Here is a 23,723-nt window from a genome sequence, read left to right on the forward strand (position 1 = left end):
GTCTTGGTCAGTCGCTCCCGAATCTAGTGACGAGCCGCCGGTCCTTCACGTAACCCACCCCGAAGTGGCAGGGGCATTTCATTCCGCTGTTTGCCGGGTTTACCAGCGGTTCGCGAGTTGGGGGGCGATCAGTTCGTCGTAAATGTGGTGTACGGCGCTGAGTGCTTCGTCCGATAGTGGTGGGAGGGTGGCTGCCGCCGCGTTGTCTTGGGCCTGCTTCGGGTTGCGGGCGCCGGGGATGACCACGCTTACTCCGGGTTGGTCGATGATCCAGCGGAGTGCGAACTGGGCCATGGTGGCGTCGGTGGGGACCAGCGGTGCCAGCTGGCGTACCGCCGCCAGGCCGGTGGTGAAGTCGACGCCGGAGAAGGTCTCGCCGACGTCGAACGCCTCGCCGTTTCTGTTGTAGTTGCGGTGGTCGTTTTCGGGGAACTCGGTGTGCTCGTCGTACCTGCCGGACAGCAGGCCGCTCGCGAGGGGGACTCGCGCGATGATGCCCACACCCGCCTTCTGCGCGGCGGGGAGCACGTCCTCCAGTGGGCCGAGTCTCAGCATGTTCAGGATGATCTGCACGCTGGCCACGCCTGGCCGGGCGATCGCCGCCAGTGCTTCCGCTCGGGTCTCCACGCTGACTCCGTAGGCGGCGATGCGTTCCTCCTCGACGAGGGTGTCGAGCGCGTCGAAGACTTCGTCGGTGGAGTGCACGATCGTGGGCGGGCAGTGCAGTTGGACCAGGTCGAGGGTGTCGACGCCCAGGTTGGCCCGCGAGCGGTCGGTCCACGCGCGGAAGTTGTCCAGCGTGTAGACCTCCGGGCGTTGCGGCACCCGGCGGCCCATCTTTGTGGCGACCGTGAGGCCCTCGGTGGATCGCGACTTGAGGAAGGTGCCGATCACCTGTTCGCTGCGGCCGTCGCCGTAGACGTCGGCGGTGTCAAAGAAGGTCACACCGCTGTCGAGGGCCGCGTCGAGTACGGCGAGCGCGGTGTCCTCGTCCACCTCACCCCAGTCGGCACCGAGTTGCCACGTGCCGAGCCCGATCACGGACACGTCCTGATTCAGTCGGGCAATCGTTCGCTGTTCCAACGTCTTCCTCCGTAGTGAGAGCTGTCCGCTACCAAGGATCGGGGCAGGGTTTGGGCGGCGTCCAATCAGGGTTCTGAATCATGGAGTCGCGCGGGGCCAAGAGATCGGTCAGGAATCGAGAAGCGCCTCTGACCGGGCCGTACCTAGTGTGACCGGCATGGACATCAACTCACAGGACCAGCAGGCAGGCAAGCGCAAGCCCGGTACGCCCGGGGCGTTCTCACGGTGGATGCAGCGGACGATGAATGGCCGCATAAGCCGAAAAATCCGACGTGGCCGTGGCGAGTTCATGGGCATGGACGTACTGATCCTGAACACGGTGGGCCGCCGCAGCGGGCAGCCGCGGGAAACGCCGGTGGCGTGGTTCGCCGACGGCGCGGACGCCTGGCTGATCGTCGGGTCGGGCGGTGGGAGCCAGCATCCGGACTGGCACGCCAATCTGATGGCGTACCCCGACCGGGCGTCGATCGAACTGCCCGGTCGCGACGCCATGCCGGTGACGCCGCACCGGCTCGACGGCGCCGACCGCGAGCGGGCATGGCAGCGCATCGCCGCCGCCCAGCCCCGCATCGCGAAGTACCAGAGCAAATCCGACCGCGAGTACCCGGTGATCCGACTCACCCCGCGATGACCGCCTGGAGTAACCCCGTACCGGAGCCGATCGCCGACCCTGCGTAACTGGGTGCACCACCAGCACAATGTTCTCGCCGAAAGGACACGCTCTCGCCGTCCCGTACTCCGTGACCTGGCCATCGGAAACGCCAGTCAACCAGGACAGTCCGGAAACATCCTGGAAAGTGATCCTTGACACACATGAAACAAGGATGCAACCTTTGCACTCTGAGTTCAATCAGTACAAAGGACGGGAGCCGGCGCGTGTTTGGACTTATCAAGGATGGGCGGGCCGGCAGCGCGCGCTCGGCTTCGACGATCGCGGCTGTCTTGACAGTCATGGCACTTACCGCATGCTCAGCGGGCACGCAGGAAGCCGCCACCAAGGACGACGCCGGCACCGGTGCGGCGACCAACGTCGGCGTCACCGACTCCGCCGTGACCATCGCCTACATCGGCGATCTGTCCGGTCCGGACGCCGCCGTCGAGCTGACCTACTACGAGGGGATCAAGCTGGCCATCGACCGGGCCAACGCGAGCGGCGGCGTCAACGGCCGCACGATCGACCTCAAGGCCGGCGACACCCGCTTCGACACCGCTCAAGCGGTGACGCTCTTCAAGAAGTACACCAGCGAGCAGCCCTCGCTGGCCCTGCTGGGCATCAACGTCTCCTCCATGTTCGAGGCGCTGACCACGCGCATCGCCGCCGAGAAGGTGCCGGTCATCGGACCGACCGGCGTCACCAAAGTGACTCTCGCCAACCCGTACATCTACAACGCCCAGGCGGACCTGCCGACCAGCGCGGAGGCGATCACCAAGTTCATCTCCAGGCAGCTCGGCGCCAACGCCAAGGTGGGCGTCGCCCGCATCAGCACCGCCTCCGGCGACGAGTGGTTCGACCTGTTCCAGAAGGAAGCACCGAAGATCCAGGCCGAGGTCACCGGCCAGCAGAAGATCGAACCGGCGGCGGTGGAAGCCGCCGCCCAGGTCGCCCAGTTCAAGCGGGACAAGGTCGACGCTGTCACGCTCCACGCCGGCAGCGGCGGCGCGATCGCCCTGCTGAAGTCGATGCAGACGGGCGGGCTGAACGTCCCGGTCTTCTCGACCTTCGGCGCCAGCGGGCCGACCCTGTGGAAGAGCGCCGGCACGCTCGCCGCGAGCACCTACGCGTTCGACGCCTTCGCCCCGCCGGACAGCGACGTGCCCGGACGCGCGGACCTGGAGTCCGCGATGCGGGCGGCGGGCAGCTGGGACAAGTTCCAGCAGGACAAGAACTACGCCGAGGGCTGGGTGATCGGCAATGTCGTGGTGGAGTCGCTGAAGCGTGCCGGGAAGGATCTCACCCGGGCTGCCTTCATCGAGGCGCTGCGCTCTCCGGAGGGATTCCAGACCGGCGGCTACAGCGCCGATGTCAACTGGAGCAAAAAGAACGGACTGGCTGACGCGTCGGCGGTGAAGGCGTTCACCTTCGACCCGGGCACGCAGCGAATCGTCGAAGTGACGAACCCTTGAGCGTCTCCGCGCCTGGAGCAGAACGATGACTGACTTCCTCAACGCCGTCTGGAGCGGTTCCGGTTTCGGCTCGCTGTACGGACTCGTGGCGCTGGGCCTAGTCGTGATCTTCAAGAGCACCGGAATCCTGAACTTCTCGGGTGGTGCCTTGATGGCCGTGGGTGGCGTCGTCGCGGCCGGTCTCGGCGCCCAAGGGTTCTGGGTGGCCGCCGGAATCGCCGTCGTGGCGGTCGCGGGGGTGGGGGCGGTGGCCAACCTCACGGTGATGCGTCCGCTCCTGGGACGCGGGCTGTTCCCCGGTGTCATGGTGACCATCGGTCTGGCCAGCGTCATCGAAGGCACCAGCGGCCTCCTCTTCGGACGCCAGCCACGCTTCCTGCCGGATCCGATCGGAGTCCCGACGTTCGATCTCCCCTTCGGGACGTCGATGTCCAGCACGCTGGCGGTCGCCCTCGGGTTGTCGGCCGCGGCGACCGTGCTGCTGGCGATCGCGTTCAACCGGACCTCAGTCGGCCTCCAGCTTCGGGCCGCGGCCGTTCGCCCGGAGGTGGCGTCGATGTTCGGCGCGAACCCCGGGCGGATCTTCACCTACGCGTGGGCGGTCGCCGGCGGCCTGGCCGCGCTGGCCGGTGCGCTGCTCGCATCGCTGACCGTCGCGGACATCTCCATCGCGACATTCGCCCTGCGCGCCTTCGCCGCCATGATCGTGGGCGGCGTCGACAGCCTGGGCGGGGCGTTCCTGGGCGGCATCCTGGTGGGCGTCACCGAGATGCTGGCCGGGACGTACCTCGGGGATGACTTCCGGCTGCCCTCGACCATGGTCGTGCTCATGGTGTTCCTGATGGTCCGGCCACAGGGACTGTTCGGCACCCCGGAGGTGGTCCGGCCATGACGCAGTCCATCGCTCCGTCCCGTCTGGCGGACCCGGCGCAGCCGCGGGCGGTTGTGCGGCGGACGGGCCTTGCGGTGCTGGCCGTCGCGATCGTCGTCGCCCTGCCGCTGGTGGTCTCGCCGTACTGGACGACGGTCGCGACGAACGCCGTGCTCGCGTTCGCGATCGCGGCGCCGCTCAATCTGCTCACCGGCAACGCGGGCCAGTTCTCGCTGGGTAACGCGGCGTTCCTGGTCGTCGGCGCGTACACCGGCGCGTTCGTCACCTTCACGTTCGACATGGAGCTCCCGATCGCCATGCTGGTGGCGGCGGCGGCCGGCGCTCTGGTCGGATTCATCGTCGGACTTCCGTCGCTGCGCCTGCGCGGCGCCTATCTCCTCATGTCGACCCTGGCCGCGCATTACATCCTGGTGTTCGCGGCCCTGAAGTTCCAGACGAGCCAGTTCGGCGCCGCCGGAGCGATCTTTCCGCCGCTGCGCGTCGCCGGCGTGGACCTCAGCGGTGATCGGTCGATGTACTTCGTCATCGCGGCGTTCGCGGCGCTGATCGGATTGATCATCACCAATATCATGCGGAGCGGTCACGGCCGGGCGATCGAGGCGGTGAAGGCCCGGGACGTGGCCGCCGCGGCCTGCGGGATCTCGGTGGCACGCACGAAGTTGTGGGTGTGGTCGCTGTCCTCGGCCATGATCGCGGCCGCGGGAGTTCTGCAGGCGTACTACCTCGGCTCCGCCAGCGTGGAGTTCTACACGCTCAACCTGGCGATCACGTACGTCGCGATGATCCTCGTGGGTGGGCTTGGCAGCCTCGGCGGCTCGCTCCTCGGCGCGTGTTTCGTCACGCTCGTGCCGGTGGTCGTGAACCATCTCTCGGAGGCGTACGGCGGCGGGGGCGTTCTCGCCCATCCGCACGAGCTGCAGACGGTCATCTACGGGCTCATCATCATCGCCTTCGTCCTCCTCAAACCCGATGGGCTGATCGGTTTCGTCCGATCGGCGGCGCGTCGGCTCGCCCGCGTACGGAATGGGGGGTGACGCGGTGGAGCAGCAGTTCCTCTCAGTTCGCGACCTCGACGTCGCCTACGCCAGCGGAGCACACGCCCTGCGGGGCGTGTCCATCGAGGTGGGCGCGGGGGAGCGAGTGGGAATCGTCGGAGCCAACGGCGCGGGCAAGACCACGGTGGCCCGGGCCGTGACGGGCCTGTCCGCTGTCTTCAGAGCCACCGTGCGCCAGGGCAGGATCTTGCTCGCTGGCAAGGACACGACGCGGTGGCCGGCGTGGCGGGTGCTCCACGCGGGGGTGGTCACCATCCCCGAGGGCCGTGGCGTGATCAGCAATATGACGGTCGAGGACAACCTGCGGCTCGTGCTCGCGGCGCTACCCCGTCGGCGTCGCCCGGCCGTCACCGAGGCCTACGCGATGTACCCGGTGCTCGGAGAGCGTCGCCGCGCCATGGCGGGACTGCTGTCCGGCGGCGAGCAGCAGATGCTGGCCGTCGCCCGCGCTCTCCTGGTCAGACCCCGCCTGATCGTCGCCGACGAGTTGTCCCTCGGACTCGCGCCGCGAATCGTCACGGAGATCCTCGACGGGTTGGCGGCGCGGGCGGCGAACGAGGGAACCGCCGTGCTCCTGATCGAGCAGGCGGTCGTGATGTCCCTGCGGTTCGTGGACCGCGCGTACGTGCTCGACCAGGGCACGGTCGTCGCCCAGGGGACCAGCGACGAACTGCGGCAGGCCGGCGACACGACGGCCCGCTACCTCGGGGTCGCGGACCTGAGCCGAGCGGAGGAGCTGCTGTGACAGGCGAACTCGTGATCGACCGGCTCGGTCTGCGCTTCGGCGGAGTGGTCGCGCTGCGCGAGGTCTCCATCCGGCATCATCCGGACGAGGTGCTCGGCATCATCGGCCCCAACGGCGCCGGCAAGACCAGCCTGATCAACGCGGTCACCGGCATCTACCCGCCCAGCTCGGGTACGGTCTCCTACCGGGGAACGCCGCTGACCGGCCGGTCACCGGAGTCGATCGTGGCCACCGGGATCGCCAGGACATTCCAGCACAACCAGCTCTGCGGCGACCTGACCGTACGCGAGAACGTGCTGCTCGGCTGCCATCCTCGGCTCGGTTACGGGATGGGCAAGGCCGCCCTGGGGATCGGACCGGCACGGCGGGCCGAACGCCGGCTGCGTGGCGAGGTGGAGCCGCTGCTCGAACTGCTGAATCTCGGGCAGGTCGCGGCTGAGCAGGCCCACTCACTGCCCTATGGCCTGCAGAAGAGGGTCGAGATGGCCCGGGCGCTGGCCTTGCGCCCGACCACGCTGCTGCTCGACGAACCGGCCGCCGGGACCAGCGACGAGGACCGCGCCGCCCTCGTACGGATCATCAAGCACCTGCGCCAGGAGGGCTCCTGCTCGGTCGTGCTCATCGAGCACGACGTGGGCCTGGTGATGGAGGTCAGCGATCGCGTCGCCGTCCTCGACTGGGGCGAGTGCATCATGGTCGACACCCCGGAGGCGGTCGCGGCCGACGCCCGTGTCCTGGCCGCCTACCTCGGTGTCGATGACACCCCGAGAGATCTGGCGCCTTCCGAATCCTGAAATCGAGGTTCCATGTCCGACTCCTCCGTATTCCTCGACCGCACCCTGACCGGCATGCTGCGCAAGCAGGCGGAGGCGGCGCCCGAGAAGGTGGCCTTGACGATCGTCGGCGAGGATCTCACCTACGCCGACCTCGTGCGCCGATCCGACGCCATGGCACGCGGCCTTCAGCAGCTCGGGGTCGGACGCGGCTCCGTGGTCGCCGTGCTGGCGGAGAACTGCGCCGACCAGGTGGTCATCCAGTTCGCGACGGCCCGGCTGCGGGCTATCGAGGTCATGATCAACACCGCGTACCGTGGCGTGTTCCTGTCGCACCAGCTCCGGGTGAGCGGCGCCGAGGTGATCGTGGTCGATGACGCGCTGGTGCCGACCGTGCTGGAGATCCTCGGCGAGGTGCCCTCGCTCCGCCACCTCGTGGTGCGGGGTCACCAGAAGCCCGGCGTCCCCGGCGTGACGGTGAGCACCATCGCCGAGCTCCGGGACTGCGACGACGGGCCGCTGTCTCTGGTGGATCCCCGGTGGACCGACCCGTCGACGATCACGTTCACGTCCGGCACGACCGGCCCTTCCAAGGGCGCCACGATGACCCAGAACTACCTGTGCAACTTCGCGGAGATCGAAGCGCAGATCTGGTACCGAGGTCCCGAGGACGCCTTCTACTCGTGTGGGCCGCTGTTTCACCTCGCGGCGAAGGGCATCGCCGTGCTGGGCGCGATGCGACGCGGCGTGCGCTGCGTCCAGGACGAGCGCCTGAGCGTTTCCGGATTCTGGCGGCGGATCAGGGAGGAGAACTGCAACGCGACCCTCATGCTCGGCTCCGTGGCGATGCTGCTGTGGACCCGGGAGCCGTCCGACGACGAGGGCATCGACACCGTCGTGGGCGTGCCCGCGCCGCCGCCTTCGCTGCAACCGGCGATGGAAGCACGCTGGAAGTGCAAGTTCGAGAGCGTGTACGGCCTGAGCGAGGCGGCCCCGCTCTCGCGCACGGGCCCGGACATCCCGTTGCGGCCGGGATCGTCGGGAAAGATCGTGCGGGAGTACTTCGACGTGCGCATCTTCGACGACAACGACTTCGAGCTGCCGCGCGGCGAGATCGGCGAGGTGGTCGTCCGGCCGATGCAGCCCCACTCGATCTTCGAGGGCTACTACGGCGAACCCGAGGCGACGGCCCACAAGTTCAGAAACCTGTGGTTCCACACCGGTGACCTGGGCCGCATCCACGAGGACGACTACTTCTACTTCGAGGACCGCAAGGACGACTACCTGCGGCGGCGTGGCGAGAACATCTCGTCGTACGAAGTGGAGACCGCGATCATCCGCCACCCGGCGGTGTTGCAGGTCGGTGTCGTGGGCGTACAGAGCGAGATGGCCGAGCAGGAGGTCAAGGCCAGCGTCGTGCTGAGGGACGGGGTGACCCTCGGCTACGAGGAGTTCATCGAGCACTGCGTCGCGACCATGCCGTACTTCGCCGTCCCGCGGTACGTGGAGTTCGTCGGCGAACTGCCGTTCACGCCCAGCGGCAAGATGCAGAAGGAGAAGATCCGGGCGGCGGGCACGGCAGGGTGCTGGGATCGGGAGCAGGCGGGGATCCGCCTCAGCGGGAAATCCCGAACGGTGACCGCATGAACGGGCCCCTGGCAGGGTTGCGTGTCGTCGAGATCGGTTCGATCGGCCCCGGACCGTTCTGCGCCATGATGCTCGCCGACATGGGCGCCGAGGTGATCCGCGTCGACCGCCTGGACGGCGGCGGGCCGGTCGGGCCGAGCAGTGACCATGCGCACGAGCTGATGAACCGCGGCCGGCGTTCGGCCGGCGTCGACCTGAAGCACCCGCGTGGCCCCGGTGTCGTGCTGCGCCTCGTCGAACAGGCCGACGTGTTGATTGAGGGCTTTCGCCCGAGGGTCGCCGAACGTCTGGGTATCGGACCGGAGGTGTGCCTCGCCCGCAATCCGCGGCTGGTCTACGGCCGGATGACCGGTTACGGCCAGGAAGGGCCTGGCGCGGATACGGTCGGGCATGACCTCAACTACATCGCCGCCAACGGGGTGCTCAGCATGATCGGCCGGCGCGGGCAGCCGCCGACACCACCGCTGAACCTGGTCGGCGATATCGGCGGAGGCGGCCTCATCCTGGCGTTCGGCCTGCTGGCCGCGCTGTTCGAAAGGACACTGTCCGGTCGGGGTCAGGTCGTCGACGCGGCCATGGTGGACGGCGCCGCCGTACTGGCGACGCAGTTCTTCGGCTGGGTGCAGACCGGCGAATGGTCGCCCGATCGGGGCACCAACATGATCGACAGCGGCGCGCCCTACTACGAGGTTTACGAGACCGCTGACGGGCGCTGGCTCAGCGTCGCCGCCGTCGAGCCGCGCTTCTACGCCGCCCTGCTGAAGCTGTTCAAACTCGACGCCGCGGACCTGCCCGACCGGGGTGATCCGGCGACCTGGCCGGTGCTGAAGGAAACCTTCGCCGCCACTGTCAGGAGCCGCACGCGCGCGGAGTGGTGCTCGCTGGCCGCCGGTCTGGACGCGTGCGTGGCCCCCGTCCTGGGCCCTGAGGAGGTGGAGGCGGACGAGCACCTCAGTGCCCGGGGCACCTTCGTCCGCGCGGACGGTGTTCTGCAGCCTGCCCCCGCGCCCCGGTTCAGCCGTACCCCCGCCCGGTTGACCCGGCCGCCCGCCCGCCCCGGCGAGCACACTGCCGAGGCGCTGGCCGACTGGGGGTTCTCCGCCGCCGACGTCGCGGATCTTCAGGCAGACAAGGTCATCGGGAGAGGAAGACACCAATGAGCGCTTTCGACGGCTTCGACCTCTACGACCCCGGCTACCTCGCCGATCCTGAGTCGGTCTGGCGGCCGATGCGGGACCGCTGCCCGGTGGCCCACACCGACAGTCGCGGCGGCGCGTGGATGCTCTCGCGGCACGGGGACATCTGCGCCGTCGCCCTCGACCCCGAGACGTTCTCGTCCCGAGCGGGCGAGGTCACGGGGCCGGTGCCGGCGCCCGGGCGGGAACTGAAGATCCCACCGGTCAGCTCCGACCCGCCGGACCACGCACGCGACCGCAAACTGCTGATGCCGCTGTTCAGCAAGGAGGCGGTCGCCGGGCTCGAACCGCTGACCCGGCGCACGGCGCGCGAGCTGGTGGCGTCGATCGTGACTTCCGGCACGATCGACGTGGTCGAGGAGTACGCCCGCGTGATCCCCGTCGTGGTGACCACGAAGATGCTCGACCTGCCCGCGGCCGACGAGGCGTTGTTCCGGCAATGGACGCTCCGGATGCTCAAGGACGGCGCGCAGGATTACGCGATCAGGGCAGAGGCCGTCCGAGCCATCCAGGGCTACTTCAGGGACCGGCTGCGATCTTCGGCTCCGGGTGGAGTCATGGGCCACCTGCTCCGCAAGCGGGCCGAGGGCGAACCGCTGAGCGACGAGCGGATCGTCGGCATGTGCTTCCTCATGCTCATCGCCGGGATCGACACCACATGGAGCGCCCTGGGCTCGGCGTTGTGGCACCTGGCCACCCACGCGGAGCATCGACGCCTCCTTGCGCACAAGCCCGAGCTCATCCCCAACGCCGTCGAGGAGTTCCTGCGCGTGTACGCCCCCGTCACCATCGGCAGGGTGGTCACCAGGGACGCCACGCTCGGCGGCCGCACCCTCCGCACCGGCGACCGGGTGGTGCTGCCGTGGGCCGCGGCCAACCTGGACCCTGAGGTCCACCCGGCGTCGAGCGAGGTGCACATCACGGCAGAACGCCCGCGTCACCTCGCGTTCGGGCTGGGCATCCACCGCTGCCTGGGCGCCCAGCTCGCCCAGATGGAACTGCGCGTCGCACTCGAGGAGTGGCTCACCCGGATCCCGGAGTTCGATCTGGCGTCACCCGAGGTGTCCTGGAGCGGCGGCAACACCCGCGGTCCTGAGTCGCTCCTGGTCAGGATCCCGTCGTCCGCGGCCGTGCGATGAGCGCCGCGGACGGCGTGCGCGAGCACTACAACCTGTGGCTCGGCCGGCGCCAGCCACCCGGCACGGAGGATCCCGACTTCACCCGGCTGGCCGACGCGGTCCGCAGGCTGCAGGACCAGTTCACCGCGTCCCGCCCGCCACCGGCGCTGGCGGCCCACTCGGCGGACACCATCGAGGACCTGGTCGCCGCGCTGGCGGGGTACCAGGTCGGCGAGCCCGACCAGGTGGCCGGCCGCCAGTTCGCCGCGGTCGGGCGCGGCCAGACGTTCGTGCCACCGGTGGAGATCGACATGTTCGACGGGGACTCCGTCACGGCCCGGGTCTGTTTCGGGCGGTTCTACTTGGGGAGCAACGGCGCGGTACACGGCGGGGCGATCTCGCTGTTGTTCGACGACCTGCTCGGCCAGGTGGCCAACGCGCCGGGGAAACCGCGCTCCAGGACGGCGTCGCTCAGCGTGGACTACCGCCGCGTCATTCCCCTCGAGACCGAGCTGACCGTCACCGCGCACACGAGCAGGGTCGAAGGGCGCAAGGTCTTCGTTAGCGGAGCCCTGAGATCCGACCGGCACCTGCTCGCCGAGGCGGAGGGGCTGTTCGTACGCCTGCTGGCTGACCAGCAGTAACTGTGACGGTTGACACATCTGAATTCACAATGCAAAGCTGCACCCACAGTACAAAGAAGGAAGTGATGCCCGATGGACGGCGATGTGCTGTGGACGCCGCCGGCGGACGCCAAGCAGCGGACCAGGATGGGTCAGCTGATGCAGCGGGTAGAAGAGCGCTACGGCGTCGACCTGGACACCTACGACGACTTCTGGCAATGGTCGGTGGACAACGTCGGGACCTTCTACGCCGAGCTGGCCGAATTCGCCGGGGTCCGATTCGACACGCCTCCTGAGACCGTGCTCACGACCCTCCGGGTCCCTGACGCCGAATGGTTCGTCGGGGCCACCCTGAACTACGCCGAGCACGTGTTCCGCGGCATGCCGGGGGGCACGGTCATCCGCGCCGTGTCGGAGGTGCGCGGCAACCACGACGTGACCGCCGACGAGCTGCGCGCCATGGTCGGGCGCATTCGCCGGGGCCTGGTCGAGATGGGGGTGGGCAAGGGCGACCGGGTCGCCGGCTACCTGCCGCACATCCCGGAGACGATCGCCGCCTTCCTCGCCGTGGCCAGCCTGGGCGCGATCTGGTCGGTGTGCCCGCCGGAGTTCGGCGTGAACAGCGTCGTGGACCGGCTCAGCCAGGTGGCGCCGAAGGTCGTCATCGCGGTCGACGGCTACCGCTTCGGCGGGAAGGACTTCGACCGCGGCGACCTGGTGCGCGAGATCCTGGCCGCGCTGCCGAGCGTGGAGACCGTGGTGTGGCTGCCGTACCTGAGACCCGACCGCCGGCCGGAGGGCATCAGGACGTGGGACGACGTCTTCGCCGAGCCCGGTGAGGTCGAGTTCGAGAGCGTCCCCTTCGACCACCCGCTGTACGTGCTGTTCACCTCCGGCACGACGGGCCTGCCCAAGGCGGTCCCCCATTCGCACGGCGGTCCGTTGCTGGAGCACCACAAGTGGCTGGGCCTGCACGCCGACGTCGGCCCCGGGGACCGATTCTTCTGGTTCTCCACCACGGGTTGGGTGGTATGGAACATCAGCATCTCCGCGCTGACGGCCGGCGCTTCCATCGTCGTGATGGACGGGAGCCCAACCCATGGCGGGCTCGACAAGCAGTGGCGGATGATCGGTGACCTCGGCATCACCCACTTCGGCGCATCGACGGCGTTCGTACTGGCCTGCAAGGAAGCGGGAATGGCGCCGGGCAAGGACTTCGACCTCGCGCCGATGCGGGTCGTGCTGGTCGGTGGATCGCCGTTCCCGCCCGAGGGCTGGGAATGGTTCTACCGCGAGGTCCGCGACGACATCCTGGTGGGCTGCTCCAGCGGAGGCACCGACGTCGCAGGGACGTTCATCGGGGGCTCCCCGCTGGTTCCGGTCCGGTCCGGGCGTCAGGCCTGCGTGTACCTCGGCGTCCGGGTAGAGGCGTGGGATGAGGCGGGCAAACCTGTCATCGGGGTGCCCGGCGAGCTCGTCGTGACGACACCGCTGCCGTCGATGCCCAAGGCGCTGTGGGGGGACGACGGGGCGACCCGGCTGCGGGAAACCTACTACCACAACTTCCCGGACGTCTGGGACCAGCAGGATTGGGCGATCTTCTACGAGGACGGCTCATGCGCGGTGATCGGCCGATCCGACGCCACCCTGAACAGAGCCGGGGTACGGCTCGGCCCCGCCGAGTACTACGCCGCGCTAGAGCAGATGCCGGAGATCCATGAGAGCGTCGTGGTGCACGTCCAGACGCGCTCCAGCAAGGACGGCGAGCTCATGCTCTTCCTCGTCCTCGCGGACGGAGCCCGGCTCGACGAGTCCCTGGCGGACCGGATCAAGGCCGAGCTGGCCAGGCGACTGTCGCCGCGGCACGTGCCCGACGTCATCCAGGCCGTCGCGGACCTGCCGAAGACCCTCACGGGCAAGCGCCTGGAGGTCCCCATCCGCCGGATCCTGGAGGGCGCCGATCCGGACACCGTGACCAGCCGTGGCACGCTGGCCAACCCCGAGGCGCTCAGTCCGTTTGTGGAACTCGCCAGGCGGCGGGCCACCGCGAAGATGTCCTGACCGGTGGACCAACTCGGGTTCGAGCCCTTGACGCCCGTGGCTTTCATCCGCCGCTCGATGCACGTGTACGGCGAGAACATCGCGATCGTCGACGGCGACCGCACCTTCACCTACGAGCAGTTCGGGGCGCGCAGCCTCGCGCTGACCGGCGTGCTCGCGGCGTACGGCGTGCAGCCAGGCGATCGCGTGGCCGCGCTGTGCACCAACAGCCACGTGATGCTCGAACTGCACAACGCCGTCCCGATGCGCGGCGCCGTGCTCGTGCCGCTGAACATCCGGCTCGCCGTGGACGAGCTGGCGTACATCGCCGAGCATTCCGGCGCGTGCCTGCTGGTCGCCACGGACGACCTGGCCGCCGTCGCGCGGGAGGTGTGCGAACGGACCGGCACCCGGCTGCTCGTCGCCGGCGAGACGCCGGACGAGTACGAATCCGCCCTGGCCAGCGCCGCGCCGGTGACGGTGCCCGCCGACGACGAGCGGGCCCTGCTCGCCATCAACTACACCAGCGGCACGACCGGACGGCCCAAGGGCGTGATGTACCACCACCGCGGCGCGTACCTGCAGGCGCTGGCGATGGCATTCCACGCGGGGCTCACCCCGGACAGCCGGTACCTGTGGACGCTGCCGATGTTCCACTGCAACGGGTGGTGCTTCACCTGGGCGGTCACGGCGGCGGGCGGCACCCACGTCTGCCTGCGCGCCGTGGATCCTTCGGTGATCTGGCGCCGGCTGCGTGGCGACGGCATCACCCACCTGAGCGGGGCGCCCGCGGTGCTGCGGCTCATCGCCGACGCCGACGGAGCGGCCGGGCCGCGGCTCGCGGCGACGGTCCGCGTCGGCACCGGTGGCGCTCCGCCCTCTCCGGCGCTCCTGCGGCGGTTCGAGGCGCTGAACATGTCGGTGCAGCATCTCTACGGTCTCACCGAGACCTTCGGGCCCATCGTGGTGAACGACTGGCAGAGCCGGTGGGACACGGGCTCGCCGGAGACGGTGGCCAGGCTGAAGGCGCGGCAGGGCGTGGGCAACGTGATCGCCACGCCGGTCCGTGTGGTCGACGCCGAGGGCCGGGACGTGCCGGCCGACGCCCGGACCTCGGGCGAGATCGCCGTGCGCGGCAACAACGTCATGCTCGGCTACTACCGGGATGCGGAGGCGACCGCCGCGGCGGTCCCGGACGGCTGGTTCCGGACCGGAGACCTCGCGGTGCGCCATCCCGACGGGTACATCGAGATCACCGACCGCCGCAAGGACGTGATCATATCGGGCGGCGAGAACATCGCCTCCGTCGAGGTCGAGCGTGTCCTCGACGGTCATCCGGCGGTGCTCGAAAGCGCGGTCGTGGGGGTGCCGGACGAGCGCTGGGGCGAGGTGCCGGTCGCCTACGTGAGCGTCCGTCCGGAATCCGCGGTGTCAGCCGAAGAGCTGGCGGCCTTCGTGCGTGCGCACCTGGCCGGGTTCAAGGTTCCGAAGGCCTTCGTCTTCGGCGAGATTCCCAAGACCTCGACCGGAAAGCTGCAGAAGCACCTCCTCCGAGGGCGAGCACGCGATGATTTGCACTGACAGTGCAAGTATTGTACTGTGAATGAATGCATACGGTGGAGAGAAACGTGCGACTGGAGGGGAGTGCCCTGGTCGAGCTGCTGGCTCGGCCGGCCAGTGTCGCCGTGGTGGGCGCGTCAGCCGACCCTCAGCGGTTGTCCGGCCGGCCGCTGGACTACCTCAAGCGGCTCGGGTACGCCGGACGGCTCTACGCCGTCAACGCGCGGGCCGACCTCCCCGATGTCGCCACGGTGCGGACCCTGCTCGATCTCGAGCCTGGCTCGATCGACGTCGCCCTGGTGGCAGTGCCCGCGCCGGGAGTGGTCGCCGCGCTGCGGCAGGCCGAGGAGATCGGAGTCCGGGCCGCGGTCGTCATCGCCAGCGGCTTCGAGGACCGCGACGGGCCGGCTCGCCGGGACCTGGACCGCCTGGCCGCCTCGAGCAAGCTGCGGATCATCGGCCCCAACTGCGTCGGGACCATGGGGGTCGCCGCGTCGTCGTACCTGACCTTTTCCAGCGTGCTGCTGCAGGACCTGCCGCGGCCGGGCACGATCGGACTGGTCACCCAGAGCGGCGCCCTCGGCAACAGCCTCCTGCAGAGCCTGATCCGCCGGCACGTGGGCTTGAACCAGTGGTTCAGCACGGGCGACGAGACCGGCACCGGCGCCATCGAGCTCGCCACCGGGCTGCTGGAGCTCCAGGACGTGGACGCTGTCGGAATGTTCCTGGAGGGCGTGACGGACCGGCAGTGGCTCGGCCCGCTCGAGTCCGCGCTCCGCTCGACGGGCAAACCGCTGTTCGTGCTCAAGGCGGCCCACAGCGAGAGCGGGCGCATGGCGGCGGCTGGGCACACCGGTCGCGTCGTCGGATCGGCGGACGCGTCGGAGGCCATCCTCGCGCACGCGGGCGTCCGGCAGGTCGGCAGCCTCGCGGAGTTGGCCGACGCGCTCGTGGTGGCCGGGGTGAACCCCGGACTCCCGCGTGCGGAACGCCCGTCGGTGTCCTTGGTGTCGGTTTCCGGCGCCGCCGGAGTGATCGGCGCCGACCTGGTGGCTCAGGACAGTCGGCTGCGCATGGCCGAGGTCACCGGCGAGAACCTTCCGCTGGACGCGCGGTTGCACCCCCAGAACCCGCTCGACGTGCCGTTCATCAATGAGACCGGGGTCTTCACCGACGCCGTCACCACGATGAGCACTAGCCGGTCGGTGGACATCGTGGTCGGCGTGGAATCCTCGCTCGCGCATGACCGCGAGGAACTCGTCGCGAAGGTGGTCGCCGCCCCACCCGCCGCACCGGTCGTTCTGACCTCGCTGTCCGAGGACGACATCATGCCCGCGCACCTGACCGAAGCGCTTCGCGGCGCGGGCATCGCCTACCTGCCGACGGTCGACCGGGCGGTGCGCGCGATCGCGCTGTGCGCCGCCGAGAACACCGAGCAGGACACTAGCCATCCGAGTTCATCAGACCTTCGCGGGATCGAGTGGGTGGCCGGCCGGCTCCCCGACGACCTGCCCTGGGTTCGCTGGCGGATGCTCGCCGATGAACCGGCGGTGCCTCCCTACGTCGTCAAGGCCGCGGGCCGGACGATCCTGCACCGTACGGAGCTGGGAGCCGTCCGCATCGTGCGTACCGCCGAGGAGGCCGCCGAGGCCGTCGACGCGGTCCAGGCGGTGTGCCTCAGGTACGACGACGCCGTGATGGTGCAGGACATCGCGCCGGACGGCTTCGAAGTCATGGTCTCCGTGGCCGACGATCCGGAGTTCGGGCCGGTGGCCTTCGTCCGTCCCGGCGGAACCCTGGCCGAGCTGATGTCCGGCCAAGCGGTGATCTGGAGCGGCTGGCCGGAGCGGCGCCGGCTCGAGGTGTTGCGCGGCTCCCGGATCGGCGAGCTGCTGGTGTCGTACCGCGGCGGAAAGCGCTACGACGTCGAGGAACTGTCCCGCGTCGTGTCCCAGGCGCTCGCCGCGGTCGCGGGTGACCTGGAGTTCCTCGAGCTCAACCCGGTCATCGTGCACGAGTCCGGGGTCAGTCTCGTGGACGCGGCCGGCCGGCCTCGCCCCAACAGCCCAGAAGGAGCGGCATCAGCATGACAGCTGCGGTCAACTTCGACCTGATCTCCGACCTCACGGAGGCGGAGATCGCGCGGGTCACCTCGCTCGAGGGAACCCCGATCAGGATCGAGCAGTGGAACCACGAGGCGTCCTGGGACTCGGTACGGCACTACACCTGGGGTCTCGGCGACGACAACCCCCTCTATTGCGACCCCGCGTACGCCGAGGCGACGCCGTACGGAACGCTGATCGCTCCCCCGACCTTCCCGTACACCGCCTTCGACGGCGCCATCGGAGCGGGGCTGCCCGGCGTCCAGCCGGTGTACGCGGGCACCGACTGGACGTTCCACCGGCGGCTCAGGCGAGGCGATCGCATCATCGCCTCCGCCACGCTCGGCCCGGTCGTCCGCCGGTCCGGGCGCAACGCGGCCAGCATGGTCATCCAGTCGGCGCTCTGCCGCTACGAGAACCAGGACGGCGAGCTGATCGCCGAGTCCGTCGCGCGCACCTTCAGAATCCCCCGCCGCGCCGCGACCGACGGATTGTCGTTCGAGCCCCGCGACGAGACGGTGTGGTCCGACGCCGAACTCGACGCGATCCGGTCGGAGGCGGTGTCGGAGTACCGCCGGGGGCCCGAGGCGCTGAGTGGCGTGGCGGTGGGCGACCAGGTGCCCGCCGTCGTCAAGGGGCCCATCGGGCGCATCGACATGACGGCGTACTACGCCGGATGCCCGGGGAGCCCTGGCTACAAGTCCGTCGAGCTCGCCTGGAAGTACCGCGAATGGGCGCGCACCGATCCGCAGCGGCTGCCGTCCAACTACGACCCGTCGTACTTCTGGGAGCGGGTGCTCCCCAGCATCGGCCACCAGGACGCCACTGCGGCCCGTGAGCTCGGCATGCCGGGTGCCTACAACAACGGTCCGCAACGGGTCGGCTGGTTCGCCCACTGCGTGTCGAACTGGATGGGCGACGGAGCGTTCCTGGCCGGCCTGAACGTCAGGCTCACCCTTCCGGAGATCTTCGGCGATGTGGTCCGCATCAGCGGTACGGTCGCCGAAGTGGCCGGGACGACGTACACCCTGGACCTGACGGCGACCAACCACCTCGGCGAACGGACCGCGTCCGCGACCGCCGTGGTCGTCGCCGACGACTACGGCCGGGCGTGACGGCTCCCGATCCGGAAGGACGACCATGAAGGCGCTGCGCGTGATCCGGGGCGAGGCAGGCGCCCACCTCGTCGACGTGCCCGTCCCCGTGCCCCGGGACGACGAGGTCCTCATCCAGGTCACCGCGGCCGGACTCTGCGGCACCGACGTGCAGGCCGCGTTCCGCCCCGAGGCACGGCTGATCACCAGGCCGGAGCTGACCCTGGGGCACGAGCCCGCCGGCCGGATCGTCGCCCTGGGCGGGGCGGTGCGCGGCTGGGCGACCGGTGACCGGGTGGCCGTCTCCTCGATCGTCATCTGCGGGCGCTGCCACCTGTGCTCCCAGGGGATGAGCGAGATCTGCGCGCGCGGCTCGATCATTGGGCTGAACCACGACGGCGCGGTCGCCGAATACATGACCGCTCCGGCCGTCAACCTGGTCCGCCTGCCCGACGCCGTGACCGACGAGGTGGGAGCCATCCTGACCGACGCGATACCGACGCCGTTCCACGCGCTGTACCAGCGCGGGCGGCTGCAGCCCGGGGAGACTGTCGCCGTCTTCGGCGTCGGCGGGCTCGGCCAGCACGCCGTGCAACTGGCGAAGGCGTTCGGCGCGGCTCGGATCATCGCCGTCGACATCAGGGCGGAGCAGCTTGAGCACGCTCGGTCGCTGGGGGCCGACCACGCCTTCCGCGCCGACGACGAGAAGCTCGGCGACCGGATACGGGAGGCCAACGGGGGCCGCGGCGTCGACCTGGCGGGCGTCTTCGTCGGCTCGTCGGCGGCGATCGCCGCGGCGTTCCGCTCGGTGGGCAAGGGGGGTCGCATGGTCGTCGTCGGGCTCACCGACGACGACCTCGTTCTGCCGCCCTCGGCGGCCTTGGCCCGCCGGGAGATTTCGATCATCGGCTCGGGCGGATTCCGGCTCGACACGATCGAGCAGCTGGTGGCGCTGGTGGCGGCGGGCCGACTGGACTTCTCCCGCTCTGTCTCGCACGTGCTGGGGCTCGACGAGGCGGAATCGGCCCTCGACCTGCTCCGGGGGCACGATGGCTCGGTCCGGCGGGTGGTCGTGGCGCCGAACGGGGAAGGACTAGGGCCATGATGACGGGTACGACCGCCGGCGCGATCAAGGCAGGCATCGAGAGGTTCCAGCTCGCCGACCGCCCGGATGTGGCCGTGCTGTACCCCGATGTGTGCTTCGCCTCGATCGAGGCGGTCGGCGAGGTGACGATCTCCCTGCTGGTCGACTCCGTGCTGACCGGCTGGCATCCCGAGGCGCAACTGGCGCCCTTTCCAGTCGCGTTGCTGGTGGTTTCGCGGGACTCCGCCGCACAGTTTCACCCGGAGCTGAGCAACCGCGACCCGGTCGAGATCCAGGTGTGGGCGGACGGCCGGGTCACGGTCGAGGTCGAGTTCCAGGGATCCGACTTTCAGGGATCAGACGTGGAGACGGTCGGCGAGCAGTGGCGGTCCACCGCACGCGACGTGCTCGCGGAGTGGGCCCGGGAATCCGGCGCCGAGCTGGTGTCGGTCTTCAACGACCGGTCCCGGTCTCTGCCTGATGTGTGGAACGCCACGTTCGCCGTACCCACCGAAGATCGGACCGTTCGCGACCTCGTCGAGCTGGGGACCCGCGCGCTGCGCACGGCCGAGCTGTCGATGACCGGGTGGGGTGCGGAACAGGACGTCCGGCGGCTGCTCGCCGACGGTGATGCCCATGCGGTGCTCGGCTGGCCGCCCTCCGCGGTCCTCGAACTGCGGGCGGCCCTGCCCGAGGGCGCCGGCGAGCTCGGCTTCGCGGCCGACGTGTGCGCCTTCGCCAACGGGGTCCGAGGCGGGACGATCATCGTGGGCGTCGCCCGCGAGCCGGATGATCAGCGGGCCCGGCTGACTCCTATCGACGGCGACGAGGGACCAGGCCTGCTCCGCCGCATCATCGAGGAGCGGGTCTTCCCGGTCCCGGAGCGGCTGTCCGTGCACCAGGTCGGGAGCATCCTGGTCGTCCGCGTCCCGCCGCAGGACCGGCTGGTCCGGCCATTCCTGCTCCGCGTCGCGGTACCCGGCCTGGAGGCCTTCGCGGTCGTCGAACGGTACGGCGTCGAGACCAGGGCGCGGAGCGCGGCGGCGCTGCACACCGCTCTCGCGGCCGGCGCCGCGGCGCTGCTGCCGGGAGATTAGAACGTCGGTGGCGTGATCACCCAGATCGCGACGAGGTCCTCGTCACCGACGCTCTCCCAGGAATGCGGGCGGGTGCTGGGGAAGTAGATCGCGTCCCGGGGGTTGAGCACCCACTCGTTGCTGCCGACGGCGAACTTCATGGCGCCGGAGATGACGACACCGCATTCCTCGCCCTCGTGGACGTGCGGATGCCCGCCGCTGCCCTGCCCCGGCGCCGCCTCGACCCAGATGATCTCCATGCTCTTCTGGAGGTTGGGCGAGAGCAGCTCGTTGGCGATCTGCGTTCCGGGATACACGATGCGTCGTCGCTCCCCGGCCCGGAGCACCGCGACCTCGTCGTCGGCGGTGGTGTGCTGCTGGCCGGCCGTTTTGGGTACGGCGTTCTCCAGCAGTTCTCCCACGCTGAAGCCGAGCGCGCTGACCAGGGACTTGAGGCTGGACAGGGTGGGGTTGGCGACACCGCGTTCGACCTGGCTGACGAAGCTGGTGGAGACCCCGGCCCGTTCGGCGAGCTGGGACAGGCTCATCCGCTGCGCCTGACGCCGCTCCCTGATGAGGCCGCCGAGCGCGACGGCGTCAAGGCCGTCGTCTCCCTGTTTCATGGCGGCGACGCTATCGTATGGGCGGCCATTCGAACGCCGCGTCACCGAGCGCGCAGGGGGTGTGCGACGACTGGCCATCTCAGGCTCCGTACGCGATCGGGCCTGGCGCCGATGGCAGCAGGCGTCCGGCAAGGTGGGCGGCCAGGTGGCTCATCGGCTGGCCGGTGGCGAGGGAACGACGACCGCGCATGGCGACCTGCGGCCAGTTGACCGTGAGCACGCCGCACAGCTCGTCATCCCGCGCCCAGAGGACCGCGAATCGGTCCCCGTCTTTCACTAGCTGGTGGTGAGAGCCGGTCCACGGAGTTCCGGCGATCTGGATCTTCCAGTTGTACTGGTTGCTCCAGACGTAGTCGAGCGACAGGTGTTCGCGGAAGGATTCCGGATTCAGGATGTTGTGGGCCACGACTCCCGCCTGCTCTACCGCGCTGGTCCAGTGTTCCGACCGCAGGAGAAGCTTACGCGCGGGATGCCACCAACGCGCCGCGTCGCCTACCGCGTAGACGTTCGTCGCGTTCTGGACCCGGCCACCGGCGTCGCAGACGACGCCGGAATCGACGGCCAGTCCCGAGCCGGCCAGCCACTCGGTGTTGAGTTCGGTGCCGAGACCGGTCACGGCCACGTCGGCGGCGATCGTGCTGCCGTCGCCGAGGCGCGCGCGGAGCCGGCCGCCGCGCTCCGCGAGCTCATCGATCGTGGTGCCGAAGTGGGTGTCGACCCCGTGGCGCTGGTGCAGATCCACGAACAGTGAGCCGATCTCGGCGCCGAAGTGCCGCGCCATCGGCACCTCGGCGATGTCGACCAGGTGCACCTCGATCCCCAGACCCCGGGCGGCGGAGGCGACCTCGGCTCCGATGAATCCGGCCCCGACCACCAGGACCGAGCGGGCACGCCGGAGAGCGGTCCGCAGGTTCATCGCGTCCTCCCAGCGACGCACGTCCAGAACCCCGGGCAGGCCCTGCCACGGCGAGGTTCTCGCCCGCGCGCCGGTGGCCACCACGAGTGCCTCCCGGTAGCCGAGCGAGCTCCCGTCGGAGAGGGCGACCTCGCGGCCGGTGACGTCGAGGCCGGTCGCGGCCACGCCGAGGGCGAGTTCCAGCCGGAGGTTCTTCGCCTCCTCAGCCGTCAGCAGCGACGGGAAGGCCGGTTCGTCCGCCAGCAGCACGTCCTTGGACAGCGGTGGCCGGTCGTACGGGAGGTGCCGTTCGCGGTCCACGATCGTGATGCCTCCGGCGTACCCGCCGGCGCGCAGCCGCTGGGCGGTGCGGACGCCGGCGACGGAGCCGCCGACGATCAGGACGCCGGTCACCTGCTCTCCAGCTGGAGCGCGGAGACCGGGCAGCTCGGGACGGCCAGCTCGACCCGCTGGAGGTCGGCCGCCGCGACATCCGGGCGGACCAGGCGCACGACGCCGTCCTCGGTGAGTTCGCAGTAGTCGTCGGCCTCGAAGACACAGTTGCCGTAGCCCTCGCACAGCTCGAGGTCGACGGTAAGTCGGGTCACCCGTGCTCCCTTCTCATGATCATACACCACGAGTGCTGATGGATTGAATTGCAAGTGCAATCCATGTCGCTACCTATGCCCGTCTAGGGGAGTTTGACCTTGACACCCACAACGCGCGAGTGAAAGCATACACCATGAGTGTAAACGATCAACGCCGTTTCTCGGCGGGAAGGGAGCGTTCGTGACCACCGAGACCCAGTCACCGAACCGGCGTTCTCCCCGGCAGCGCCACTCCAAGGCGGTCGACGTGGCGCGACGCGGCCTCTCCCTGGTGCTGAACCACTCGAACGAGCAGGCCGACGCGGTCTACGAGCAGCCCGCGAGCCGGTACCTCGACCTTGACCGGTTCGAACGGGAGAAGCGGGTGCTGTTCCGCGAGCGGCCGGTCTTCGCCGGGCTCAGCGTGGAGCTGCCGACCCCGGGGTCGTACAAGACCCTCGACCTGCCCGGCTGCCCGCTGGTCATCGCCCGCCAGGCAGACGGCTCGCTGCGCGCCTTCGTCAACGCCTGCCTGCACCGCGGCGCCAACGTCGCCTACGACGCCGGGTCGGCGCGGACCTTCGTCTGCAAGTTCCACGGCTGGGCCTACAACCTGGACGGCACGCTGCGCAAAGTACGTGGCGGGGACAACTTCGGGCAGCTCGACCCCGCGTGCACCGGGCTCGCGCAGGTCGCGGTGGCCGAGAAGTACGGGCTGATCTTCGTGCGCGGGACGCGTCTGGCCGAGGCCCCGGAGCCGATCGACGTCGACGAGGTGTTGTGCGGGCTCGGACCGCAGTTCGCCGAGTGGAGCCTGGAGATGGACCTGGCCGCGCCGGCCATCCATCCGCCGGTGGTCACCGCGTCGAACTGGAAGCTGGCCGTCGACGGCTATCTGGAGCCGTACCACTTCGCCTCGCTGCACAAGACGACCGTCGCCAAGTACAACAACTCCAACCAGGCCACCGTCGACATCTACGGGCCCCACGTCATGAGCGGCTTCCTCGGCCGCAAGATCAATGAGCTCGCCGAGATCGACGAGGGCGAGTGGCCCCTGATGCGCCACGTGCAGCTCATCTACTTCCTGTTCCCCAACGTCATCCTGTCGGTCATGCAGGATCACGTGGAGTATTCGCTGATCCTGCCCGGCCGGTCGGTCGCGGAGAACGTGATGCACCACAACTACTTCGCCTACACCGACTGGTCGAACGAGGACGTGCACCACAAGCGGTTCCACAACACGCAGTGGATCCTCACCGCCGAAGACATCCCGATGGCCGAGGAGTGCCATCGCAACATCGCCCAGGGCGCCATCGACAAGTTCTACTTCGGCCGCAACGAGCCCGCGTTGCAGCACTTCCACAAGACCATCGAGACGGAGTTGGCCGGGGCCCAACACTGACCGG

21 protein-coding genes are annotated in these 23,723 nt (G+C 69.4%); 17 read left to right on the plus strand and 4 right to left on the minus strand.

All coding sequences use genetic code 11. The annotated features are described in order from the left end of the window. Window positions 1-99 precede the first annotated feature (99 nt). Complete coding sequence (locus ABGB08_RS41875) at window positions 100-1,083, minus strand: aldo/keto reductase (protein WP_347602290.1); 984 nt, start codon at window positions 1,081-1,083, stop codon at window positions 100-102. Window positions 1,084-1,240: 157 nt separating this feature from the next. On the opposite strand from ABGB08_RS41875, the gene ABGB08_RS41880 reads away from it, so the two are divergent. The 16 genes from ABGB08_RS41880 to ABGB08_RS41955 all read left to right on the plus strand — a co-directional run bounded on the left by ABGB08_RS41880 (window position 1,241) and on the right by ABGB08_RS41955 (window position 20,233). After that, the gene (locus ABGB08_RS41880; protein ID WP_347602399.1) at window positions 1,241-1,714 is read left to right on the plus strand and encodes a nitroreductase family deazaflavin-dependent oxidoreductase; all 474 of its coding nucleotides are present in this window, start codon (window positions 1,241-1,243) and stop codon (window positions 1,712-1,714) included. A gap of 320 nt (window positions 1,715-2,034) precedes the next feature. Beyond that, window positions 2,035-3,207, plus strand: coding sequence for an ABC transporter substrate-binding protein (locus ABGB08_RS41885; protein WP_347602292.1), 1,173 nt, complete (start codon window positions 2,035-2,037; stop codon window positions 3,205-3,207). 25 nt (window positions 3,208-3,232) lie between these two features. Continuing rightward, on the plus strand, window positions 3,233-4,099 hold the full coding sequence (locus ABGB08_RS41890) for a branched-chain amino acid ABC transporter permease (protein WP_155356552.1): 867 nt from the start codon (window positions 3,233-3,235) through the stop codon (window positions 4,097-4,099). Next, complete coding sequence (locus tag ABGB08_RS41895) at window positions 4,096-5,133, plus strand: branched-chain amino acid ABC transporter permease (RefSeq protein ID WP_347602294.1); 1,038 nt, start codon at window positions 4,096-4,098, stop codon at window positions 5,131-5,133. The genes ABGB08_RS41890 and ABGB08_RS41895 overlap by 4 nt, the downstream gene beginning before the upstream one ends. Before the next feature lie 4 nt (window positions 5,134-5,137). Continuing rightward, window positions 5,138-5,899 carry an ABC transporter ATP-binding protein gene (locus ABGB08_RS41900; RefSeq protein ID WP_347602296.1) on the plus strand — a complete coding sequence of 254 codons (762 nt, stop codon included), beginning with the start codon at window positions 5,138-5,140 and terminating at the stop codon, window positions 5,897-5,899. Continuing rightward, window positions 5,896-6,693 (plus strand): ABC transporter ATP-binding protein, encoded by a 798-nt coding sequence (locus ABGB08_RS41905; protein ID WP_347602298.1) that lies wholly within the window; start codon window positions 5,896-5,898, stop codon window positions 6,691-6,693. The genes ABGB08_RS41900 and ABGB08_RS41905 overlap by 4 nt, the downstream gene beginning before the upstream one ends. Before the next feature lie 12 nt (window positions 6,694-6,705). Further along, the gene (locus ABGB08_RS41910) at window positions 6,706-8,319 is read left to right on the plus strand and encodes an AMP-binding protein (protein ID WP_347602300.1); all 1,614 of its coding nucleotides are present in this window, start codon (window positions 6,706-6,708) and stop codon (window positions 8,317-8,319) included. Further along, window positions 8,316-9,479, plus strand: a complete 1,164-nt coding sequence (locus tag ABGB08_RS41915; RefSeq protein ID WP_347602302.1) for a CaiB/BaiF CoA-transferase family protein — start codon at window positions 8,316-8,318, stop codon at window positions 9,477-9,479. The genes ABGB08_RS41910 and ABGB08_RS41915 overlap by 4 nt, the downstream gene beginning before the upstream one ends. Then, window positions 9,476-10,654 (plus strand): cytochrome P450, encoded by a 1,179-nt coding sequence (locus tag ABGB08_RS41920; RefSeq protein ID WP_347602303.1) that lies wholly within the window; start codon window positions 9,476-9,478, stop codon window positions 10,652-10,654. The genes ABGB08_RS41915 and ABGB08_RS41920 overlap by 4 nt, the downstream gene beginning before the upstream one ends. Further along, window positions 10,651-11,277, plus strand: coding sequence for a PaaI family thioesterase (locus tag ABGB08_RS41925; protein WP_347602305.1), 627 nt, complete (start codon window positions 10,651-10,653; stop codon window positions 11,275-11,277). Before ABGB08_RS41920 ends, ABGB08_RS41925 begins: the two co-directional genes overlap by 4 nt. Before the next feature lie 72 nt (window positions 11,278-11,349). After that, window positions 11,350-13,317, plus strand: coding sequence for an acetoacetate--CoA ligase (locus ABGB08_RS41930; protein WP_347602307.1), 1,968 nt, complete (start codon window positions 11,350-11,352; stop codon window positions 13,315-13,317). 36 nt (window positions 13,318-13,353) lie between these two features. After that, window positions 13,354-14,877 (plus strand): AMP-binding protein, encoded by a 1,524-nt coding sequence (locus ABGB08_RS41935; RefSeq protein ID WP_347602309.1) that lies wholly within the window; start codon window positions 13,354-13,356, stop codon window positions 14,875-14,877. Between the two features lie 47 nt (window positions 14,878-14,924). Continuing rightward, complete coding sequence (locus ABGB08_RS41940) at window positions 14,925-16,946, plus strand: acetate--CoA ligase family protein (RefSeq protein ID WP_347602311.1); 2,022 nt, start codon at window positions 14,925-14,927, stop codon at window positions 16,944-16,946. Beyond that, the gene (locus ABGB08_RS41945; protein ID WP_347602313.1) at window positions 16,943-18,073 is read left to right on the plus strand and encodes a MaoC family dehydratase N-terminal domain-containing protein; all 1,131 of its coding nucleotides are present in this window, start codon (window positions 16,943-16,945) and stop codon (window positions 18,071-18,073) included. Before ABGB08_RS41940 ends, ABGB08_RS41945 begins: the two co-directional genes overlap by 4 nt. Before the next feature lie 25 nt (window positions 18,074-18,098). After that, on the plus strand, window positions 18,099-19,157 hold the full coding sequence (locus ABGB08_RS41950) for a zinc-binding dehydrogenase (RefSeq protein ID WP_347602315.1): 1,059 nt from the start codon (window positions 18,099-18,101) through the stop codon (window positions 19,155-19,157). Beyond that, entirely contained in the window at window positions 19,154-20,233 is a 1,080-nt protein-coding gene (locus ABGB08_RS41955; protein ID WP_347602317.1) for a hypothetical protein, read from the plus strand. The genes ABGB08_RS41950 and ABGB08_RS41955 overlap by 4 nt, the downstream gene beginning before the upstream one ends. Here ABGB08_RS41955 and ABGB08_RS41960 read toward each other — a convergent pair. The 3 genes from ABGB08_RS41960 to ABGB08_RS41970 all read right to left on the minus strand — a co-directional run bounded on the left by ABGB08_RS41960 (window position 20,230) and on the right by ABGB08_RS41970 (window position 22,338). After that, window positions 20,230-20,835 (minus strand): XRE family transcriptional regulator, encoded by a 606-nt coding sequence (locus ABGB08_RS41960; RefSeq protein ID WP_170322610.1) that lies wholly within the window; start codon window positions 20,833-20,835, stop codon window positions 20,230-20,232. The two genes, ABGB08_RS41955 and ABGB08_RS41960, sit on opposite strands and share 4 nt — an antisense overlap. Before the next feature lie 79 nt (window positions 20,836-20,914). Further along, window positions 20,915-22,144 carry an FAD-dependent oxidoreductase gene (locus tag ABGB08_RS41965; protein WP_347602320.1) on the minus strand — a complete coding sequence of 410 codons (1,230 nt, stop codon included), beginning with the start codon at window positions 22,142-22,144 and terminating at the stop codon, window positions 20,915-20,917. After that, window positions 22,141-22,338: a ferredoxin gene (locus ABGB08_RS41970; RefSeq protein ID WP_347602321.1), complete on the minus strand. Its 198-nt coding sequence runs from the start codon at window positions 22,336-22,338 to the stop codon at window positions 22,141-22,143. The genes ABGB08_RS41965 and ABGB08_RS41970 overlap by 4 nt, the downstream gene beginning before the upstream one ends. A 181-nt stretch (window positions 22,339-22,519) precedes the next feature. On the opposite strand from ABGB08_RS41970, the gene ABGB08_RS41975 reads away from it, so the two are divergent. After that, window positions 22,520-23,719, plus strand: a complete 1,200-nt coding sequence (locus tag ABGB08_RS41975; RefSeq protein WP_347602323.1) for an aromatic ring-hydroxylating dioxygenase subunit alpha — start codon at window positions 22,520-22,522, stop codon at window positions 23,717-23,719. The last annotated feature ends 4 nt before the right edge of the window (window positions 23,720-23,723 follow it).

It is taken from the genome of Acrocarpospora sp. B8E8 (assembly GCF_039871605.1).
GTDB classification, from domain to species: Bacteria; Actinomycetota; Actinomycetes; order Streptosporangiales; family Streptosporangiaceae; genus Acrocarpospora; species Acrocarpospora macrocephala.

Coding starts and splice junctions, on each gene's coding strand:
- ABGB08_RS41880 (WP_347602399.1), top strand. CDS start 1,241: ATGGACATCAACTCACAGGACCAGCAGGCAGGCAAGCGCAAGCCCGGT.
- ABGB08_RS41885 (WP_347602292.1), top strand. CDS start 2,035: ATGGCACTTACCGCATGCTCAGCGGGCACGCAGGAAGCCGCCACCAAG.
- ABGB08_RS41890 (WP_155356552.1), top strand. CDS start 3,233: ATGACTGACTTCCTCAACGCCGTCTGGAGCGGTTCCGGTTTCGGCTCG.
- ABGB08_RS41895 (WP_347602294.1), top strand. CDS start 4,096: ATGACGCAGTCCATCGCTCCGTCCCGTCTGGCGGACCCGGCGCAGCCG.
- ABGB08_RS41910 (WP_347602300.1), top strand. CDS start 6,706: ATGTCCGACTCCTCCGTATTCCTCGACCGCACCCTGACCGGCATGCTG.
- ABGB08_RS41915 (WP_347602302.1), top strand. CDS start 8,316: ATGAACGGGCCCCTGGCAGGGTTGCGTGTCGTCGAGATCGGTTCGATC.
- ABGB08_RS41920 (WP_347602303.1), top strand. CDS start 9,476: ATGAGCGCTTTCGACGGCTTCGACCTCTACGACCCCGGCTACCTCGCC.
- ABGB08_RS41925 (WP_347602305.1), top strand. CDS start 10,651: ATGAGCGCCGCGGACGGCGTGCGCGAGCACTACAACCTGTGGCTCGGC.
- ABGB08_RS41930 (WP_347602307.1), top strand. CDS start 11,350: ATGGACGGCGATGTGCTGTGGACGCCGCCGGCGGACGCCAAGCAGCGG.
- ABGB08_RS41945 (WP_347602313.1), top strand. CDS start 16,943: ATGACAGCTGCGGTCAACTTCGACCTGATCTCCGACCTCACGGAGGCG.
- ABGB08_RS41950 (WP_347602315.1), top strand. CDS start 18,099: ATGAAGGCGCTGCGCGTGATCCGGGGCGAGGCAGGCGCCCACCTCGTC.
- ABGB08_RS41955 (WP_347602317.1), top strand. CDS start 19,154: ATGATGACGGGTACGACCGCCGGCGCGATCAAGGCAGGCATCGAGAGG.
- ABGB08_RS41960 (WP_170322610.1), bottom strand. CDS start 20,835: ATGAAACAGGGAGACGACGGCCTTGACGCCGTCGCGCTCGGCGGCCTC.